This is a genomic window from Methylococcus sp. EFPC2, from assembly GCF_016925495.1.
In the GTDB taxonomy this organism is placed as follows: domain Bacteria; phylum Pseudomonadota; class Gammaproteobacteria; order Methylococcales; family Methylococcaceae; genus EFPC2.
Window position 1 is genome coordinate 3,380,839 of sequence record NZ_CP070491.1, and the last position, 17,645, is coordinate 3,398,483.

Here is a 17,645-nt window from a genome sequence, read left to right on the forward strand (position 1 = left end):
AGGGCAGCGAAAATACATAAATAACTGTTTTCTAAGTTATTTATAATTCCCGCGTGGCGCAAAGCGGTCGCGGCCGCGATGCTTCATAGCGAATATCGGCAAGATTCGAAGCTGAGAATCAACGCCTGAACACCAGCTTGGTGCTGGAACAACATTCTCAAGCATCAATTAGCGAAACTGGCTTCGGTATTCCGGGCAATGGAGATACCCGCTTCCGGTAAAGCCGGGATGACAACGGCCGCGCCGGCCATTCGTCGTGCGGCGAGATGGAGCCCCGCCTCTATCCATGACCCTCCCTCGTCCGCAAAAAGAAAAAGCCGCCCGGAAGATAATCTTCCGGGCGGCTTCGCCTCGCCTTCCTTGACTACGTAAGACCCTTTACGCGAGCAACTCCTTCACAACTTCTCCATAAACCACGGTCGGACGCTCGGCGCGGCCGTTGTGTTTGTATATGGTCTTGAGATGATCGAGACCCAGCAATTGCAGGACGGTCGCATGCAAGTCGTAGGTGTCGACCTTGCGGCCGACCGACTGCAGGCCGACCTCGTCGGTCTGGCCGAAGGTGGTTCCGGCCTTCACGCCGCCACCGGCCAGCCACTGGGTGTAGCCCCAGGGATTGTGGTCGCGGCCGTTGCCGCTCTGGCCGTAGGAAGTGCGGCCGAACTCGGAGGTCCAGACGATCAGGGTGGAATCCAGCAGGCCGCGCTCCTTGAGGTCGGCGAGCAGGCCGGCGATGGGTTTGTCGACCGCGCGGGCGTGCTTGCCGTGATTCTCGTCGAGATTGCTGTGCGCGTCCCAGTCGCGGTTGTCGCCCGCCACTTCCAACTGGCCGGAGACCACCTGGATGAAGCGTACCCCGCGCTCAACCAGACGACGCGCCCGCAGCAAATTGGTGCCGTAACCTTTGCTGACCTCGTCGTTCAGGCCGTACAACTCCTTGGTGGCATCGGATTCCTTGGCCAGATCGACCGCCTCGGGAGCGGCGACTTCCATGCGCGCCGCCAATTCGTAGGAACGATTGCGTGCCGCCAGCTCGCTGTCTTGCGGGTAACGCTCCTGGCCCAGCCGGTTCAGCCGGTTCAACAGATCCAGGTTGCTGTGTTCCTCGGCCGCGGAGACGAACTCCGGCGCCTCCAGGTGGAGGATGGGTGAATCGCCCGGACGGAAGGCCGTACCCTGATACACGGCCGGCAGGAAGCCCGCACTCCAGTTGTTCGCCCCGCCGCGCGGCTCCTTCTTGTCGTTGTAGAGCACGACGTAGGGCGGCAGGTCCGGATTGGCGGAACCCAGCGCGTAGCTGACCCAGGCCCCCAGGGTCGGACGTCCCGGCGTGAGGTTGCCGGTGTTCAGCTTGAGGATGGAGATGTCGTGGGTGGCGCCGACCGTGGTGCTGGATTTGATGAAGGCGATCTTGTCGGCGTGCTGGGCCAGATTGGGCAGCAGGTCGGAAAACCAGGCGCCGCTCTCGCCATACTGCTTCCAGGTGCGCTTGGAGGCATACAGCTTACCGGTGCCGCCCCGGATGGCCACCTTGATCCCTTCAAGGAAGGAAGGCGGAATCTCCTGGCCCGCCAGGCGGACCAGCTCCGGCTTGTAGTCGTACAGATCCAGTGTGCTGGGCGCTCCGTTCTGATGCAGCCAGATCACCGACTTCACCTTGGGCGTGAAATGCGGCTGCTTGGGCGCCAGAGGATCGGCGAAATCGGCGGCCAGTACCGGCGTAGCCAGGATGCCGCCGCCAGGCAACAAGGCGCTCAGCGTGAGCCCCCCGAGGCCGTAGCCGGACTTGAGTAGAAAATCCCGACGCGATGTATTGCTCATGATGTGCTTCCTTTTCCTATATTAATCGTATGAGTGCTTAGAGCCGGTAGGCGAACTCGTTGGAGTTCGCGACCGTGTGTACCAGATCGACGAACGCGGCCGCCCGGATGGGATCCAGCGATTCGGCGTCCTTCAGACCGGTTGGAACGTTGAGTCCGAACTTGCCCGCAGCCGCCTTCTGCTTGATGACCTTTTCCTGGGTCGTGAGGAAGGCCTGCAAGGCGTCCTTCTCGGCTCGGTCCGGCGTCCGTGCGAACAGGATCTGGTAGAGCCTGTCCAGCTGCGCCGACTCTTCCTTGCCCGCTTCATTGATGACCCGACCGGCCAGCGCCTTCGACCAGCCGAACACCACGTCGCTATGCAGCAGGGTGAGCGCCTGCAGCGGGGTGGTGGTCACGTCGCGCTTGCTGTGCACCTCCTGCGGGGTCGCCATGTCGAAGGGCTCCAGCAAGGGGTAGGCGACACTGCGCCGCGTGAAGACGTAGAGGCTGCGACGGTTGTGGTCGCGTTCGTCCTTGGACACCCGCCAGTAGGAGCTGCCGTCGACGTTGGAATTGCCGACGACCAGGTTGGCCGGGATGGGCGGGAACACACTGGGTCCGCCCAGCTTCTCGTCCAGCTTGCCGGAAGCGGCCAGCAAGGAATCGCGGATCTCCTCGGCCTCCAGGCGCTTGCGCGGGAACACGGCCAGCAGGTTGTTGTCGGGGTCCACCTTGTACGCATCCTCGCGGTGGGAGGAAGACTGGCGATAGACGCTGGACAACAGGATGTCGCGGTGCAGCTTCTTCACGCTCCAGTCGTTATGCACGAAGTTGTCCGCCAGATAGTCCAGCAATTCCGGATTCGTGGGCTTGGTGCCCGCCTTGCCGAAATCGCTCACCGTCTCGACGATGCCGCGGCCGAAATACTGCTCCCACACCCGGTTGACGAATACGCGCGCGGTCAGCGGGTTTTTCTCGCTGGCGATCCAGTTGGCCAGCGCGGTACGGCGGCCGGACGAGGTCGCGGTCGGCACGATCACCGGCTTTTCGCTGGTCAGGTTTTCCGGGAAGGCCGGCTGAACTTCATCCAGCGGCCTCTCCAGAAGTCCGCCGAACAGCACATAGGTGGGCGGCGCATCGGAGTGACCCAATTCCGACATGGCCGACACAGCAACCGAGCCTTCGGGCCTCAGCTTGTCCAGCTTCCTAACCTCTTCGCGCAGCTTCTTGTAGGCTTCCCAGCGCGGGGCGTTCTCCGCGTTGTAATCCGGGGCGTCCTTGTTGATCGAAGTATCCTGGAGATAATTCGACAGGCGGTCGTCGTCGATATAACTGCCGTAGGCCGCATTGACCCAGCGGTCGTGCGCATTCCATTCGCTCTGCGGCTTGTTGAGGGAAACCAGGGTCGCTTCGTTATAACGCTCCTTGTAATACTTGTTCGCCGCCTCGCGAACCGGATCGATCAAGGCCTTTTTCGCTTCCTTGATCGGCTTGAGGGCTTCCTCGTATTTGGCCCAGGCCTTCTCATACTCGATTTCCTGCTGGCCTTTCTGCGCCACCGGTATATTGTCGACCCCTATGGAGTTGGCGAAGAACGCCTGCAGGGCGAAATAATCCTTCTGCGAAATCTTGTCGAACTTGTGGTTATGGCAACGCGCGCATTCCACGGTTTGCGCGAGGAATACCTTGCCCACGGTATCGGTTATGTCGGTGGTGTGCTGATACTTTTTCTGCACCAGGTCGCGGCCGTTGGGATTATCCGGAAAACCCCGCAAAAAGCCGGTGGCGATCAGGGCGTCCTGCTTGTCCGGCCATAACTCGTCGCCCGCCAACTGCTCCTTGATGAATTGGGTATAAGGCTTGTCCTGATTGAAGGCATCCACGACGTAATCGCGGTAGCGCCACATATTCGGGCGGGTCTGGTCGTTGTCGAAGCCCTGGCTGTCCGCATAGCGGGCCAAGTCCAGCCAGCGGCGGGCCTGGCGCTCGCCGTAGCGCGGCGAAGCCAGCAGGCGGTCGACCAGTTTTTCGTAGGCGTTCGGCGACTGGTCGCTGACGAAGGCCTGTACTTCCTCGGGAGTGGGGATGAGGCCCCAGGCGTCCAGGGTGGCGCGGCGGATGAAGGCGGCACGGTCGGCTTCGGGCGCAGGATCGAGACCCGCCGCCTCCTGTTTGGCTGCGACGAAAGCGTCGATGGGCGTGCGTATCCAGTCCTTGTGCTGCACCTGCGGCACCGCCACGGACTGCACCGGTTGCCAGGACCATAGCTTGTTGTCCTTCTTCGCCGGCGCTTCCGCCGCCGCCGCAGACTGACCCGGCTGGGCCTGCGGGTTGTCGGCCGCCGTGGCCGCCGCAGCCGACAAGCTCAGCAATACGGCGCTGTATAAGGTGTTTCTCATTGACCCTCCCCAGTTTTGGTTATTGATGAAGTGACCGGACCTCACCAATTTCGGTCTGCCCGGTGATCCGCATAAGGACTGAGGCGAATCTCATGCCAACGCCCATCGCGCCGCGTGCACTATCCCCGCTAGACACGCTGAACGCCTATGAATTGGATGATACAAATACCGGCCGTAAGCTCGAATACTCAGCCACGTGGTTAACTCCGAACATCAACAAACCATTTCATGGTGACTGGAAACCAATATGGCCGAATATCACCACCGGGTAGTCCAAATCCAAACCCTAAATCATCTAATCGGCCTCCCCATAAAATCGAAACCCTCCCGCATAATTCTCACACCCCGAGCAGGTATTAATACACCCGCCTCCCGCCCCGGCCGGCAGGATTGCGCCTGAATAAACAGCCGGCCAGCAGAATGCCCAAAAACCAGCATGCTCGCGTACTTAAAACCGCCTCATTCGAAAATAGGGTATCGATAAATTCTTATCTCCGGAGTTTGCGAACCAGCCTCATTGCCCTGGCCTTCCTTGCCGGAATACCGGAAAACTCTTTCGATCCGGGGAATAGGTAGCCAGATTTAAATTCTCCGGATTAAGGCTTGCCCACCTCTCTATCCCATATCCATCGGGGCATCGAAATACTCGGCACAGAGTTTGCGTCTGCGCCCTGGATTTGGCAGGAAACGACATTCCAAATCCGGCGACGGGGTACGCAGCCCTTGCGCATCGCCGGCGGCGATAAACCCACTACGTACAGCCCCGGCGACTTACGGAATTAGTTTTCTGCCACAGCCTTAATAGCATCGGGATACCCGCACCCCATGCTTTCGCAACGGACAAAACCGGATTTTGCGCTCGGCCACGGAACATCTAATGAGGAAATGCATGAAACTTTTGCCATTTGGACGCAACACACAGGCTTACCCCAGCGAGGAAAAACGCGCGATAGGACCGGATCGACAAGCTGTGGTGGCGACAGGCGCGATAGCCCTGATCGCCGGCATGACCCTGCTCGCCCCCGAAAGCGCGGTCGCCGCCGCGAAGGAGAAACGGGCGACCCCGTCCAAAACGCCCGCCGCCGCCGATCCGAACACGGACCCACAGGCGGAAATCGAGTTGCTGAAACGGCAGGTGGAAAAACTGACGCAAGAGAATGCCCAGTTGAGGCAGCATGCGACGGCAAGCCCGGCACCCGCTGCCCCGGCGTCCGCGCAATCGGGTCCGTCGGCCGAGACGGTCACGGCCGAACCCGCCACCGCGGCCGCCGAGCCGGACGATACGGGTGACGGCGCCAAGGCCCTGGGCGAAGTGGTGGCCCGCGCCCGCCCCAAACTGGCCAAATTGCACGACGTGCATCAGTCGGTGTCGGTCGTCTCGGGACAGGAACTAGACCGCGAACTGGCCCTGGACCTGGGCGCCATCACCCGGCGCGCCTCCAACGTGCAGTTTAATCAGGCCAACACGCGCAGCGGCTCGCTTTCCATACGCGGCGTCGGCAAGCGGCAGAACAACTGGGAAACCCAGGATCCCAGCGTGGGCGTCACGGTGGACGGCGTCCATTACGGGCTCACCCAGTTGGCCAATTTCAGCTTTTACGATGTCGACAACGTGGAAGTCACCCGCGGCCCGCGCGGCACCGAAGGCGGTCTGGCATCGAGCTCCGGCAAGGTGATCGTGACCTCCAAGGCGCCCACCTTCAGTCCCACGGCGGAACTGTCCGCCACCTATGGGCAGCGCGAGGCCATCATATTGAAAGGCGCCCTGGGCGGCGCGGTGATCAACGACTTGTTGGCCTGGCGCGGCGCCTTCATCGTGGACAAGGGGCGTGGCTTCTATGAGCAGGAATACGACAAGAACTACAGTCTCTACAATCGCGACCGCCTGAGCGGGCGCGTTCAACTCCTGTTCACCCCCACGGCCGATCTGACGGCGAAATTCAGCGCCGATTTCGAGCCCAGGCAGCCGCAGTTGCAGAACGGCCTGACTTTCTACCACGACGTGCCCTTCCGTTTCGCCAACGGCAGCCTGGTGGATCCCAACGGCACGCAGGCCAAGGCCCGTCTGTTCGGATTCACCAACAACAACGGCCAGTTCATAGGTCCACGCCCCTATTTCCAGAATCGGGGGTTCACCTGGGCCGACTACATCGGCGGCGAGAAGCGGCAAACCGTCTGGTTCGACTCGAACGTGGGCCAAACGGTCTCCAACCAGGGCGCTTCGCTACAGATCGACTGGGACATCGGCGACCAGGTCCTCAGTTCGAACACCGCCATACGCGAATACAGCTTCGACGCGCACAACGACGAAGGCACACCGTTCGATGTCCAGCACGACAACGGCGGCGGCAACTACTACCGGCAATGGACCGAGGAACTCAAGATCCGCAACAAACCCGGCGGCTTCATCGACTACCGGGCCGGAATCTTCGGCATCCACACCAAGAACGACATGATGTCCAAGGCCGGCTGGGGCGCGGATGCCGGCGCCTGGCTGGCGACCAACAACCAGTACAACACCCTGGACCGCAACGCCAACGGCAATCGCGGCTCGGGCCTGGCCCTGCTCAAGGACAGCCTGCAGGACGTCAGCACCAAGGAATGGACGCGCATAGAAAACGAAGCCGGCTCGCTGTTCGGCGAATCCGACCTGCATTTCACCGACGCATTCACGGTCACCGCCGGCTTGCGCTTCACCCTGCAGGACCGCACGACATCGAATCGAAAAATCGTCACCAACAACGGAGCGGGCGCCGCCCTTAACCCCGTCGCAATCCGCGACGTGCAGCTCGGCGGCTTCGACTCCGCGTCCAACGGCAATCTGAATGGGGGTAACACCGTCGAGCAACGGAATCTGGCCGACCAGGTGGCCAACCGCTATTTCGGCAAGACCATCCAGGGTGCGCCGGGCGACACCTACAACAATTTGTCCAGGGATCAGAAAAACATGGTGGCTGCGGCCAAGACGCTGCGTAGCCAACGAATCGGGCGCCTGAACGAGAAAGTCGCCCAGGACTACAGCGATCTGCTGGTCACCGCCCAACTGACGCCCAGCTACAAGTTCAACGAAGATCTGACCGGCTATTTTTCCTGGCAATACGGCGAAAAGACCGGCTCCATCGTCGCCGTGAACGGGGTCACGCAACGCGTCGATCCGGAAAACACCCACGCGGTGGAGTTGGGGCTGAAGTCCTTCTGGCTAGACAAGTCGGTGATTTTCAACATCGACGCCTACTTCATGGACATACAGAACTACCAGCAATCGGTACAGGTGGTGGATACCTATGAAACGGCGATTAACGTCGCCAACAACCAGGCCAACCCCATCGCCTACACCAGCTCCATCGGTAACGTCAAAAAAGTGCAGGTGCACGGTGTCGAGTTCGACAGCGTCATCAACACCATCCCCTACCTGTCGGTCCGTTTGAACGGCGCGTACAACATCGCCCAATACATCGACTACAAGAATGCGGGCAAGCCGGACGAGCTGGCCTATCTTCCGGCCCCCTACATCGATCAGAGCGGCAAGCTGCTGACCGGCGCGTCGAAATGGCAGTTCGTGGTGGGGGCGGAATACGCCCGGCCGGTGTTCGACAATTTCATCGCCCACACCAGCTTCAATACCACCTTCCAGAGCAAGTTCAACAGCTCCGACACCTTGTCGGACTACAGCTGGATAGACGACCGGGCGCGCACCGACGCCTCCATCGGCATCGGCAGCAAGGACAAGGTGTGGGATTTGAGCCTGATCGGCAAGAACATCTTCAACGACCGCCGGCATGAAGTCGGCTGGGTCTCCTACGATCCGGATCCCTATCCGCGCTGGTTCGGCATACAGCTGAGCGGCAAGCTCTAAGACCTTAGGATACAGCCCTTCGACAGGCTCGAGCGGAACGCCAAGCCGAGCCTGCCGTAAGGCGGGATATCCATCACGCAAGAGCCCGCTCGCGGGACACCAAATCCATGCAAAGTACCTCCAAGGGCGCAATGCCGGGAGGTGATTTCCTGACTCCACGCCAACACCGCATCAGCATGATGCCTCGCGACCAACAGCAATCCACCTATTCCGGGGACCCGGATTTCCCGCAGCAACGCTCTTCGCGAGGGCTAGCCGCGCAAGGACTCAGGCCTCTTCCCCAGCCGTAGCCAGGCCTGATCCCCACAGTCGAACCGGCGTTCGCCGCCGGGGCGACGAGGCCTCTCTCACCGCGAGCGAACGCCGTCCAAACCAGCGAGCCGGGCGCTCCTTAACGGCACGACCCGCTTTCATCGGCAGTGCGCACGCCAGTCCGAAAGCGCGGCATAGTATTTGCTCTTACGCTCACGAATCGGGGACTGTTTATTCCATGCACGGCGCAAAATCGGGTCGCGACCAGCGCACAGGGCATATAAGCCGCTCCGCATATTTACGCCGACGCCGGACGAGGGGTACGGACGTCGCCGCGGAACGGTGGGATCAAAACTACGGCCACGGACCGCATTGGGGCCAAGAAATTCGTCATCGACACTCACTAAGAGGAACTACATGAAACTTTCGGCATCCAGACGCAAGGCACGGTCCCGCCGTGACTTGGCGCAGCCTTCGGCCGCATCGGACCGGCAGCGCAATACACTCACGGGCGCGGTGGCGCTCATTACCGGGATGACCCTGCTCGCGCCCGCGGAAGGCATGGCGGCGCCCAAAACCAAGGCCAGGAAAGCGGCCTTGGAGGCCAGCAGCCAGAGCACGGATCAGCAAGCGGAGATCGATCGCCTGAAGGCCCAACTGGAACGTCTGGCCAAAGAAAACGAGCAGTTGAGGAAAAATGCCGGGGCGCCCCAGCCCGCGACCGCACAAGCCGAATCGGCGGCTCCTTCGGAAGAGGCCGCGGTATCCGAGCCGCCTCCCGAACAGACGGCTGACGCATCCGACAGCCCCAAGGCCTTGGGCGAAGTGGTCGCCCGCGCCCGCCCCAAACTGGCCAAGCTTCACGACGTGAAGCAGTCGGTCTCGGTGGTCTCGGGCCAGGAACTGGCGCGCGAACTGTCCCTGGACCTGGGCTCCATCACCCGCCGCGCATCCAACGTTTCCTTCAACCAGAACAACACCCGCGGAGCGTCGCTCTCCATACGCGGTCTGGGCAAGCGCAGCTTCACCGAAACCCAGGACCCCTCGGTAGGCGTCACGGTGGACGGCGTACCCTACGCGCTCACCCAGCTCGCCAACTTCAGCTTCTACGACATCGACAACGTGGAAGTCACCCGCGGCCCGCGCGGCACCGAGGGCGGTCTGTCAGCGAGCTCGGGCAAGGTCAACGTGACCTCCAAGGCCCCGACCTTCAGCCCCACGGCCGAATTGTCCGCCACTTACGGACAGCGCGAAGCCCTCATCCTGCAAGGCGCCCTGGGCGGCACCGTCATCAAGGATCTGCTGGCCTGGCGCGGCGCATTCATCGTGGACAAGGGACGCGGTTTCTACGAGCAGGAATACGACAATAACTTCAGCCTTTACAACCGCGACCGCCTGAGCGGACGCGTGTCCTTGTTGTTCACCCCGACCGCCGACCTGACCGCGAAATTCACCGCCGATTTCGAGCCGCGCCAGCCGCAGCTGCAAAACGGCCTGACCTTCTATCACAACCAGCCGCTGCGCTACGCCAACGGCACGGTGACCGACAATGCAGGCACCGGGGCGCAGGCCAAACTGAACGGTTTCACCACCAATACCGGCGCCAGCTTCGGGCCCCGTGCTTACTTCCAGAACCGCGGATTCACCTATAACGACTACATCGGCGGCGAGCGGCGGCAAACCGTATGGTTCAACGAAAACCAGGGCCAGACGGTATCCAATCAGGGCGCGTCCCTCCAGGTGGACTGGGATCTCGGCGATCACGTCGTCAGCTCCGGCACCGGCGTACGCGAATACACGTTCGACGCGCATAACGACGAAGGCACGCCCTTCGACATCAGCGTGGACGGCGGCGGCGGCGTGTTCTACCGGCAGTGGACCCAGGAGTTCAAGATCAAGAACAAGCCGGGCGGATTCCTCGACTATAAGGCCGGCATCATAGGCCTGCACACCAAGGACGACATCATCGGCAAGACCGGCTGGGGTTCCGATGCCGGCGCCTGGTTCGCCAATAACACCCAGTACAACACGCTGTATAACCCGACCCTCCTGAGCAATCGCCCGTCGGGCCTGGCCATACTCAAAGACGTGCTGCAGGACGCCAGAACCAAGGAAACCACGCGCGTCGAGACCGAATCCGGCGCTGTCTTCGGCGAATCCGACTTCCATTTCACCGATCAGTTCACAGTCACGGCCGGCCTGCGCGCCACCCTGGAAGACCGCACCACCTACAACACGCGATTCCTCGCCGAAAATGGCGTGGGGGGCGCATTCAATCCGGTGTCGGTGAGAGGAATCGGGCTCGGCGGGTTCAACACGGATACCAATGCCGCGGCGAGCAACAGGAATTACGGCAAATTGACGGGTAGCAACTCCGTCGCTCAGTTGAACCTAGCCGACCAGTTGGCCAACCGGTATTTTGGGAAAGCCATCACCGGAACTCCCGGCCAGGCCTACGGCCAACTGACTGACGCGCAGGCGCGCATGGTGGGCACGGCCAAGACGCTGCGCGCCAGCCAGATCGGCCGCCTGAACGACAAGGTCAAGGGCGATTACAGCGACCTGCTGTTCACCGCGCAACTGACACCCAGTTACAAGATCAACGAAGATCTGACCAGCTATCTGTCCTGGCAATACGGCGAAAAATCCGGTTCGGTGATCCAAACCAACGGCATCAACCAACGGGTCGAGCCGGAGAACACCCATGCCCTGGAACTGGGCCTGAAGTCGTTCTGGCTGGACAAGACGGTGATCCTCAACGTCGACGCTTTCGTCATGGACATCCACAACTACCAGCAGGCCGTGCAGGTGGTCGACGAATTCCAGACCGCGGTCAACCTGGCTCCGGGCGGCTCGGGCGAAACCGCCTACGTGGCCGCCCAGGGTAACGTGAAAAAGGTGCGCGCCCACGGCATCGAGTTCGACGGCGTGATCAACACCATCCCCAATCTGTCGGTACGCCTGAACGGCGCCTACAACGTCGCCAAGTACATCGACTACAAGAACGCGCCCAAGCCGGAAGAACTGGGCTATCTGCCCACCAGCATCCCCTTCATCGACCAGAGCGGCAAGCTTCTGCCCGGTGCGTCGAAATGGCAGTTCGTAGTCGGGGCGGAATACACCAAGCCGGTGTTCGACAACCTCCTGGCGCATACCAGCTTCAACACCACCTTCCAGAGCAAGTTCAACAACGCCGACAACCTGTCGTATTACGGCTATATCCAGGACCGCGCGCGCACCGACGTTTCACTGGGCATAGGCAGCAAGGACAAGGTTTGGGATTTGAGCCTGATCGGCAAAAACGTGTTCAACGACAGCCGGCACGAAATCGGCTGGAACTCCTACGGACCGGATCCCTACCCGCGCTGGTTCGGCATACAGGTCAGCGGCAAGCTTTAAAAGGAAGCTCCCTACTCGCAAGGACGCGACATTTTCCCTCGGTCGATCGTGCCGCCCTTCAGGGCGGCACACGACTTTCTCACCGGCGGTCAGCCCGCCAGCGTCTCAATCCACTCGCGGGAAGCACGCGCGCATTGCTTGCGAAGGCATTGCGGCAGCGGGCGTCCTGCCCTTGACCGTCATCCTTGAATAGGCATAAGCCTAGGCGCTTTTACCGGCGTCCGCGGACCACTGTGCGTGCGCCCGGCGGGCTCTTTCCAGGCGTTCCGAGGCCACTTCCCAATTGATGTTGCGGAAATAGGCGTCGATGTAGGACGCCGTCGCGGCCGCGTAGTCGATCTGGTAGGCGTGCTCGTAAACATCCAGCACCAGGATGGGCAGGGTGGCGCTGGGGGCGTGCTGGTGGTCCCATTGCCAGTAATTTTCCAGCAAGCCGGTGTGCAGGTTGAGGCCCAGCACCACCCAACCGGACCCCCCGCCCAGCCCGGCACCGATGCGGCGGAACTCCTTCTCCCAGGCTTCGACGGAACCGAAGGCCTCGGTCAAGGCCTTGCTGATATGGGCATCGGGCTTGTCGTGCCCGCCCAGGTTGCCGAAATAGAGGTCGTGCAGCACGATGGAGCCGGTGCGCAGCAATTGCTCGCGCTTGAGGTCGTTGTAGATATAGGCCGGCAAATTGGGATCCTGCTGGAATTCCGCCAGCTTCTGCTTCACCACGTTGAGCGCCTTCACCGCCCCGCCGTAGTTGTTCTCCCAGTGCGACTTGATCAGCTTCTCGGAGATGCCGTCCAGCTTGGCCGGATCGAAAGGCAAGGGCTTGGGCTGGTGGAGGGTCGCGAAAGCCGATTGCAGGGCCGGCGCGGCCTCGACCTCTTTCTTGCCCGCGGCCAGGGACTGCGGCGACACGACGGCCAAGGTGGCCCCCACGGAAGCGGCATAGATGAATTCGCGGCGGTTGTAGTCGTTACTCATGGTGAACTCCAGTTTGCGACAGCGGTTTAAGGGCTGAGTAAAAGCCGGTCCTACCGGCCTTGTTGGGTGAGGCCTGCGACCGCAGGCTCCACCGAACGCAGTGGCATTGCGCACCCCAGGGGACGCGCAGGATGCATCGTGTTCCTCGCGCGGCTCTAGCCGGCCTTGGGCTTGCCCGGCGCACTCGCCGCGATGCGCACCTCGTCGCCATTGGCGATGCCGTCGGGCGGATTGTCGATGAGCCGGTCTTCGGCAGCCAGACCTGCACCGATCTCGATCACCTTGCCGAGATCGCGGGCGATGCTGACCGGCTTGAGCACCACGCGATTGCCGGCATCGAGCACCGCGACCTGGGCCCCCTTGGCGTCGAAGATCAGGGCGCTGGCCGGTATGGTCAGAGACGCCGCGTTGCGGGGCAGGTCCAGCTTAACGCCGGCATAGGCGCCCGGCATCAGTTGCCCGGCGGCGTTGTCCACGATCAATTGCATCAGGCTGGTACCGCTGGCCGCATCCACGGCTCCGGCGGCGGCGCTCACGGTCGCCGTATAGCTGCGGTCCGGATGTTCCGGCACCTTGAGGCTGGCCTGGGTGCCGGGCGGTACCCGGGGCACATAGCTTTGCGGCACGCTGACGTAGACCCGCAAACGCTTCACGTCGGACACCACGAACAATTCCTGGCCTGCGCCGGTTCCGGCGTTGATCAGCGCGCCCACATCGGTGTTGCGGGTCGTGACCACGCCGTCGAAGGGGGCCACCAGGCGGGCAAAATTCTTCAGGGCCGCATAACGTTCCACATTGGCGCGCGCCGATTGCAAGGCCGCCTGTTTGGCGCTGGCGAAGCCGGTCTTCTCGTCCACATCCTGTCGCGACACGGTGTTGCTCGCCAGCAGAGCCTGCCAGCGCTTGGCGGTGGTCACGGCCAGCGCCGCGTCGGCTTCCGCCGTGGCGAGATCCGCCCTGGCCTGGGCCAATTGCTGGTCGAGGTCGGGCGTCTCGATTTCCGCCAGCAACTGCCCCGCCTTGACCGGCGTACCGATATCGGAGGTCCAGCGTTTCAAATAACCGTTCACGCGGGCGAAGATGGGCGCCTGGGCATGAGCCTCCAGCCGGCCCGGCAGCTCCAGCCCGGAGACATTCCCGCCGGCGGCCGGACTCACCACCGCCACCGTGGGTATGGCCTGAGCCTCGGTCCACGCCTTCAACCGCTCGTTCTCGGCATTGCGGCTGGTCAAACCGTGGGCGACGGTCAGGACGGCGGTGGCGGTCAGGGCCAAAACGCTCAACACCAATGCGACCGAAACCTGCGCCCTTCCGTCTTGATATTTGAACCCTCTCCCTCTGGGAGAGGGCAGGGTGAGGGAAAATGCGTTGATCATCCCAGCGCGGCAATCGCGAGCAGTTAACGTTTCTCCCCTCACCCCAACCCCTCTCCCATAAGGAGAGGGGCTCAATTCGTTCGAGGGCTGCGCGGATCGCGATGTATCAGGAATTTGCGGCATGGAGCTCTCCGGTAAGGGGGCGCGTGCCGGCGATGCGGCCGCGGCGGGCATGAACGAGGCTGAAGATGACCGGCACGAACAGCAGGGTGCTGACGGTGGCGAAGACCAGGCCACCGATCACCGCCCTGCCCAGCGGCGCGTTCTGCTCGCCGCCCTCGCCCCAGCCCAAGGCCACCGGCACCATGCCGATGATCATGGCCAGCGCCGTCATCAGTACCGGCCGGCAGCGCACGAAACCGGCCTCCAGCGCGGCGGCCGTGGCATCGCCGAGCTGGTCCAGGCGTTCGCGGGCGAAGCTGATGACCAGCACGCTGTTGGCGGTGGCCACGCCCATGCACATGATGGCGCCGATCAGGGCGGGCACCGAGAGCGTGGTGCCGGTGGCAAACAGCATCCAGACGATGCCGGCCAGGGCCGCCGGCAGGGCGGTGATGATCACGAAGGGATCGCTCCAGGACTGGAAGTTCACCACGATCAGCAGATAGATCAGCACGATGGCGCCCAGCAGACCGAACGCCAGGCCGGTGTAGGCGCCGTTCATGGTCTTGAACTGGCCCAACAAGGCCACGGAACTGCCCTTGGGCAGCTCGCCCGCGCTCTCGTCCACGGCCTTCTGTATGTCTTGCGCCACGCCGCCGAGGTCGCGGTCCTGCACGTTGGCGTAGATCTGCGCCAGGGACTGGATGTCGTATTGCGAGACCACCGACTGGGTCATGCCGCGCCTGATGTCGGCGATGCCGCCCAACAACTGGGGCAGGGTGCTGTCGTCCGAGGTGACGGGCAGGCTTTGCAGCCCTTCCAGCGTGTCCAACTCGTATTGCGGCGTCTGCATCACGATGGGATAGGTCACGCCGTTCTGCGGATTGAGCCAATAGGTCGGAGCGACCTGGCCGGAACCGGCGAGCTGCACCACCAGGCTGTTGGCGACGTCGCGCTCGGTCACGCCGGCATAGCGGGCGCGCGAGCGGTCCACGTCGACATTGAATACCGGGCTGTTGCGCGCCTGTTGGATGCGCGCGTCCGCCACGCCGGGGATGTGTTTGATGCGGTTCAGCAGCTTGTGCGCATAGGCGAAATTGCCGGCCGCATCGTTGCCGCGCACCTGCAGGTCTATGGGCGCGGGCGCGCCGAAGTTGAGGATCTGGCTGACCATATCGGCGGGCAGGAAAGAGAACGCGATACCCGGAAAACGCCGCGGCAATTCTTCGCGCATGGCCCGCACGTAATCCTCGGTCGGCTTGTGCCCAGGTTGCAGGGATATCTGCAGGATGCCGTCGTGCGTGCCGGTCAGGCCGTTGTTGCTGTAGGACATGCTGATGGACGAGAAGGGCAGGCCGATGTTGTCGACCATCACGCCCAGTTCGTTCGGCGGGATCAAACCGCGGATGGCCTGCTGGATCTCGCCGAAGCGGGCGGCCGTCTCTTCCAGCCGCGTGCCCACCGGAACGCGTATGTGCATCTGGATCTGCCCGGCATCGACCGAGGGGAAGAAGTTTTGACCGAGAAACGGCAGCAGGCCGAAAGACGCCAGAACCAGGCCCAGGTAGCCTGCAACGAAGACGCGGCGATGCCCCAGCGCGGTGGCCAACAGCCCGCGGTAGCCTTCGCGGAAACCCTCGAAACCGGCCTCGAAGCGGCGCTGCAAGCGCACCCAGGGATAGCGGCCGGGCGGCAGGGCCCGGTCGTTGCCGTGGATGTCGGTATGCGGCGTATGGGGCTTCAGCAGGTATTTCGCCAGCGTCGGCACCAGGGTGCGCGAGAGGACGAACGAACAGGCCATGGCCAGCATCACCGCCTCGGCCATGGGCACGAACAAAAACTTGGCCACGCCCTGCAGGAAGAACATCGGCACGAACACGATGCAGATGCACAGCAAGGACACGAAGGCCGGCACGACGATCTGCTGCGCGCCGTCCAGGATGGCCTGTTCCACCGGCTTGCCCTGCTCCAGATGCCAGTTGATGTTCTCGATGGTGACCGTGGCCTCGTCCACCAGGATGCCCACGGCCAGCGCCAGCCCGCCCAGGGTCATCAGATTCAGCGTCTCCCCCAGTGCCGACAGGGCGGCGATCGCGCCCAGCACCGACAGCGGGATGGAGGTCGCAATGATGAAGGTCGCGCGCAGATTGCCCAGAAACAGCAAGACCATCAGGCTGGTCAACGCGGCCGCGACCACGCCCTCCTTCACCACGCCGTCGACCGCCGCCCGCACGAACAGCGACTGGTCGCCCAGCGGCTTGACCTCCAGGCCTTCCGGCAGCGACGGCTTCATGGCCTGTACCGCGGAACGGACGCCGCCGATGATGTCCAGCGTCGAGGTGGCGCCGGCCTTGAGCACATTCAGCAAGGCCGAGCGCGCGCCGTCCACGTGCACGACATTGGTCTGCACCGCGCCGCCGTCGCGCACGTTGGCGACATCGCGCACGGTGACCATGGCCCCCTTGACCGTCTTGATCGGCAAGGCGGCGATGGCGTTAAGGTCGGACGGTGCATTGTTGAGCTGAATGAAATATTCGAACTGGCCGATCTTCTGCGTGCCGGCCGGCGTCAGCAGGTTTTGCGCGGCCAGCGCGTTGGCCACGTCCTGGCCGGACAGGCCGCGCGCCTGCAACTCCGCCGGCTTCAAGTCGATCTGCACCTGGCGCGAACGTCCGCCGAAGGGCCAGGGGATGGCCGCTCCGGCCACCGAGGTCAGCCGCGCCCGCACGCCGAACATGCCCAGGTCGGCCAGCATCTGCTCGGTCATGCCCTTGCCGGACAAGGCCAGTTGCAGGATGGGCACGGTCGCCGCGCTGTAATTGAGGATGAAGGGCGGCTGGGCGCCCTGCGGGAAGGCGCGCAGCATGGTCTGCGAAACCGCCGTCACCTGCGCGTTGGCGACGCTGATGTCGACGTTGGGATGGAAAAAAATCTTGACGATGCCGAGCCCGTTGTAGGAATTCGCCTCGATGTGCTCGATATCGTTGACCACGGTCGTCAACACGCGCTCGTAAGGCGTGGTGATGCGCCCGGCCATCTGCTCCGGCGACAGGCCCGTATACTGCCAGGCCACCACGATCACCGGCACGTTGATGTTGGGGAAGATGTCCGTCGGCATCCGCCAGGCCGCCAGCGGCCCGACGATGAGGATGGCGATGGCCAGGACGATGAAAGTATAAGGTCGCGCAAGCGCGACGCGGACGATGCCTATCATTGAGTTTGATCGAAGAACAAATAGCCCCGACGAGACGGGGAAAGCAACTACAAACCCTCCCCCTGTCAGGGGGAGGGCAGGGTGGGGGTGGTACTTGGGGACGTCATCTCGTGTAATGTCCCACCGCGGCACTCTTCTCTGCGGTCATCCCCGGCAATGTTAGGGGAGAGCGAGCCCAAACAACCGAAGGTCGTGGTACCGCCGGGACTTGGCAAACTGACGCAAGGACCGCGTCCAGTTCCAGCAAGTTCCTGGTTCCAAAAACATTGCCCA

The 17,645-nt window shown here is 62.6% G+C and carries 7 protein-coding genes; 2 read left to right on the forward strand and 5 right to left on the reverse strand.

Features of this window, described 5'->3' with window-relative positions:
* Positions 1-378 precede the first annotated feature (378 nt).
* Together JWZ97_RS14585 and JWZ97_RS14590 are read right to left on the reverse strand one after the other, a co-directional pair.
* Positions 379-1,821: a DUF1501 domain-containing protein gene (locus tag JWZ97_RS14585; protein WP_205430718.1), complete on the reverse strand. Its 1,443-nt coding sequence runs from the start codon at positions 1,819-1,821 to the stop codon at positions 379-381.
* A 37-nt stretch (positions 1,822-1,858) separates the two neighbouring features.
* Positions 1,859-4,201 carry a DUF1549 and DUF1553 domain-containing protein gene (locus JWZ97_RS14590; RefSeq protein ID WP_205430720.1) on the reverse strand — a complete coding sequence of 781 codons (2,343 nt, stop codon included), beginning with the start codon at positions 4,199-4,201 and terminating at the stop codon, positions 1,859-1,861.
* 889 nt (positions 4,202-5,090) lie between these two features.
* On the opposite strand from JWZ97_RS14590, the gene JWZ97_RS14595 reads away from it, so the two are divergent.
* Together JWZ97_RS14595 and JWZ97_RS14600 are read left to right on the forward strand one after the other, a co-directional pair.
* Positions 5,091-8,057 (forward strand): TonB-dependent receptor, encoded by a 2,967-nt coding sequence (locus tag JWZ97_RS14595; protein WP_240342360.1) that lies wholly within the window; start codon positions 5,091-5,093, stop codon positions 8,055-8,057.
* Positions 8,058-8,726: 669 nt separating this feature from the next.
* Positions 8,727-11,708 carry a TonB-dependent receptor domain-containing protein gene (locus JWZ97_RS14600; RefSeq protein WP_240342361.1) on the forward strand — a complete coding sequence of 994 codons (2,982 nt, stop codon included), beginning with the start codon at positions 8,727-8,729 and terminating at the stop codon, positions 11,706-11,708.
* A 201-nt stretch (positions 11,709-11,909) separates the two neighbouring features.
* On the opposite strand, the gene JWZ97_RS14605 is transcribed toward JWZ97_RS14600, so the two are convergent.
* The 3 genes from JWZ97_RS14605 to JWZ97_RS14615 form a co-directional block, all read right to left on the reverse strand.
* Positions 11,910-12,680 (reverse strand): superoxide dismutase, encoded by a 771-nt coding sequence (locus tag JWZ97_RS14605; protein ID WP_205430722.1) that lies wholly within the window; start codon positions 12,678-12,680, stop codon positions 11,910-11,912.
* A 155-nt stretch (positions 12,681-12,835) separates the two neighbouring features.
* Entirely contained in the window at positions 12,836-14,056 is a 1,221-nt protein-coding gene (locus JWZ97_RS14610; RefSeq protein ID WP_205430724.1) for an efflux RND transporter periplasmic adaptor subunit, read from the reverse strand.
* Between the two features lie 106 nt (positions 14,057-14,162).
* Entirely contained in the window at positions 14,163-17,372 is a 3,210-nt protein-coding gene (locus tag JWZ97_RS14615) for an efflux RND transporter permease subunit (RefSeq protein WP_205430726.1), read from the reverse strand.
* Positions 17,373-17,645: the final 273 nt, after the last annotated feature.